General features: G+C 44.5%; 5 protein-coding genes. All 5 read right to left on the bottom strand.

What is annotated here, in order from left to right:
• Positions 1-582: IS66 family transposase (locus DW769_RS16195; protein ID WP_147398869.1), on the bottom strand; the 582-nt coding region annotated here is incomplete at its 3' end.
• Positions 583-733: 151 nt separating this feature from the next.
• Positions 734-1087 carry an IS66 family insertion sequence element accessory protein TnpB gene (gene tnpB, locus DW769_RS16190; protein WP_117802758.1) on the bottom strand — a complete coding sequence of 118 codons (354 nt, stop codon included), beginning with the start codon at positions 1085-1087 and terminating at the stop codon, positions 734-736.
• Positions 1080-1421, bottom strand: a complete 342-nt coding sequence (tnpA, locus tag DW769_RS16690) for an IS66 family insertion sequence element accessory protein TnpA (protein WP_173841882.1) — start codon at positions 1419-1421, stop codon at positions 1080-1082. The genes tnpB and tnpA overlap by 8 nt, the downstream gene beginning before the upstream one ends.
• A gap of 154 nt (positions 1422-1575) precedes the next feature.
• Positions 1576-2973: an ATP-binding protein gene (locus DW769_RS16180; protein WP_118750638.1), complete on the bottom strand. Its 1398-nt coding sequence runs from the start codon at positions 2971-2973 to the stop codon at positions 1576-1578.
• A gap of 108 nt (positions 2974-3081) precedes the next feature.
• Entirely contained in the window at positions 3082-3264 is a 183-nt protein-coding gene (locus DW769_RS16175) for a hypothetical protein (protein ID WP_082424984.1), read from the bottom strand.
• Positions 3265-3273 lie beyond the last annotated feature (9 nt).

Below are 3273 nucleotides of genomic sequence, written 5' to 3'. Positions count from 1 at the left end.
TGTGGAGAGATCGAGATCATATCTGGCAAACTCTCTTTCCTGACGTGCCAGAGGCATCCCGTTTACATATTTAGCGTTCATGATACCTGCTACGAGGGAAGGTGTAGCAATGCTCCCACGGATCAGGGAAGGTTCTTTTTCCGGACGTTTCATGGATCCGCATGCCGGACAGTAACGGGCTTCCCCTTCCAGTTTATAGGTCCTGGTCGCAACGGTCTCAAAATTGGAAAGATCTTCTTCCTTCTTTCCTTTTCTTTTTTTACATTTATAAGAGGATGGCCGGATCTCTTCAAAAAGTTCCTCTGTTTCCGCATCCGCATTGGCTTCCGCCTCATTGAACAGGTTCATCTGTTCATAGCCTTCGGCATACTTTTCACTGGATGCCCCAAACTGTTTTCTCTGCGCAAGGGTAAGACGGTCAGAGAGCATGGCATTTAAGAATTCGAGTTCTTTCTGTTTATCCTTCAGCAGCTGGATCTCTGTATCCTTCTTCTTTGTCTGTTCCTGTACGATCTTCATCAATGAGATCAGATCTTCACGGCTCATGTTATTCAGCTGTTTATCTGTAAAGATCGGTTCCATGTCCTGTCCTCCCTGCTTTAGCGTTATAAAAAGTATATCATGGTTCCAGCTGTTTTCCTATAAAAAACTGCGTTTCCGGATATAGGAAATACGCTGGGAATGCCATGTTTTTCATGATTTTTACGGGATTGACAGCTCCGCTGTCTTATGCTTACAGGATGATCTTTGGATGGTGTTCCTCAAATGCACCCCTGGGATTTAAAGAGAGCCCGTCACACAGCCAGTGGATCTCTTTCAGAGTCACCTGACGGAGTTCATCTGGAGTATCCGGCCATTGAAAAGCATTACGGTCGAGCCGTTTCATCAGGCTCCAGAATCCAGATCCATCCCATTGAAGGATCTTTATAGAAGTACGCCGACGGTTGCAGAACGCAAACATGCAGCGTGAGTGTGGGTCGAGGTGAAATTTTAATTTGATGATGGCGGCCAGACCATTGTAACTTTTTCTCAGATCAGTGACTCCGCAGGAAAGATATACCGTTGTTCCTCCTGCCAGGTCAAGCATGGCGCTGCAGGAATCCCAGTATAGATTCCATCAGTTCCGGTCTGCAGGAATCAGATATTTCAATACGGATACTGTCTGAAATAAAAATACGCACCGATGAAGATTCCTCAGAGAGCAGCTTTCTGGCAGCTTCCTGCTCAGATGGAAGTCTGACAAAGACCATATCCTGTTCAGATTCGGATGCCGGCTCTTCTTTTGCAAATCTGCGGATCCAATATCCCATCGTAGATAAAGGGATACCGTTTTCTGTACACCATTGTTTACATGTTTGTCCACTGGTCTGGTATTGTTGGATACGGTCAGACCAGAGTTTTGCTTTTTCTTCTTTATTCATAGTGATATAGAATACCTCCTGAGTTTTAAGGAGATTGTAGCAGAATAAAAAACAAAAAAACAGATACGGATGATTACCTACTTACGAGCAGACAGGCTAAAAATGGGTATAAAAATACCCTGCCAGCTTTCACCAGCAGGGTTGATTAGAATTTTTACTTGTAAATGTCTTCCAGCGTTATCAGCCGAACTTCACCTCGCTCTTGTGCCTGAAGAAGTCCATCTGTGAATCCGCCTTTCGAGAAGATATAGTAGTGATAGTTGTTGCCCTTTCCAAAAACTGAGGCATAATCCCGAATCAAATCGAGTTCATCCACACCGATTTTCTCATTCCGGTATTTGCATGAACCGATGATATAGTCTTTGCCCTCAACAGGAGTTCCGACGATATCAATCTGTATCTGCTTTTTCTTCTTCGGGTCTGTCCCCCACCACTGGCCGATTTCACTCAGCTCAATAGGAAGGCTATCCGAATAATAGAGCAGGTAATCCTGACACATCTTCTCATAAATTAGACCCATGTAATCAGGAAGATACTGCTTTACAGCGTGTGGATAGGTCTTTGCAATTCTGCCAGAGTCAATGGCACTCATATTGATTGGCACAAACCGATACCAGAAACGGAAGAAGTTATCAGCCAGCAGATAGATGGTTTTCTTACCCGGTTTTTCTGTAATCGGTGTTTCTTTCTTCGCAATGCCAAGGTCGATCAGCGTTTTCAGGTACTTCGATACGACCGAGTTTTCCTCGCCGACCTTCATCTTGATATCGTTCATTCGGGAAGCACCTTCTGCAATCGCTTTAATGATTGCATTATAAATAGCCGGCTCCCGGAGTTCCTGCTTCAGTAAGTTCCCCGGTTCCTCATACAGATAGCTGGAGCGGTCAAAGAAATTATCCAACAGAGCTTCATCCACACTATCTCGCACATCCAACTTATTGATATAGTGGGGAACTCCTCCCGTGATCCCATAAATCAGGGAATTGTCTTCTGCAGACAGATTTGGGTGGAACACAGCGGTTTCTTTATAGTCTAGCGGCTCAATCTTAAACTGGCCAGTACGTCTGCCATACAACGGACTTTCCTTTCCAAGCACCTGACTCTCCATGAAGCTCATAGAGGAGCCGCAAAGAATCAGGTACATCTTGGACTCTGTCCATTTGTGATCGATGATGTGCTGCAGCATCGCTGAAATAGCTGGTTTTGCTTTTGCAAGATAAGGATACTCATCAATGACAAAGACAATCCTCTTTTCCTTTGAAAGTGCTGTCAGCTCATCCAAAGCTGCATCATAGGACCTGAACTCCGGTGCAGACTCCATATCCGGCCGCTCAAAACTCATAATCGACTTTGAGAGAGCTTCCAGATTTTCCTTTCCTGTCGTGTTCAATGCAGAAAAGAAAATGGTAGGCTTATCTTTGCAGAACTCGTTGATCAGTGCCGTTTTACCAACACGCCGTCTGCCGTAGATGACAATGCACTCAAACTTATCACCTGCATACCGTTTATTCAGTTTCCGCAGCTCATCCTCACGGCAATAGAATTGACTCATCTGCTCACCTCCAATAATTATACTCGTGAGTTAGTAACTCGTAAGTTACTTCTTTACGAGTATAATAAATCAGATAGTCTGCAAAGTCAAGTAAAATAAGTCGAACCTTTAAAATCGATCGAAGTCCGACTGACTTGCCAGCTCTTTGTACGAATAGCCGTCATTCTGCCGCTCCGTGAACATATCATTGACCAACCCGATGGTCAGCAGGTCGAGGTCGGCAATGCTGATACCGAGCTGTACACAGGTAAGTAGGTAATCATCCGTATATTGACATTTTATAAAAGCCATCTGATACTG

It is taken from the genome of Blautia sp. AM29-29 (assembly GCF_003480555.1).
GTDB lineage: Bacteria > Bacillota > Clostridia > Lachnospirales > Lachnospiraceae > Fusicatenibacter > Fusicatenibacter saccharivorans.
Note: the sequence above shows the minus strand (reverse complement) of the source record. Positions and strands in the feature narration are given on the sequence as shown.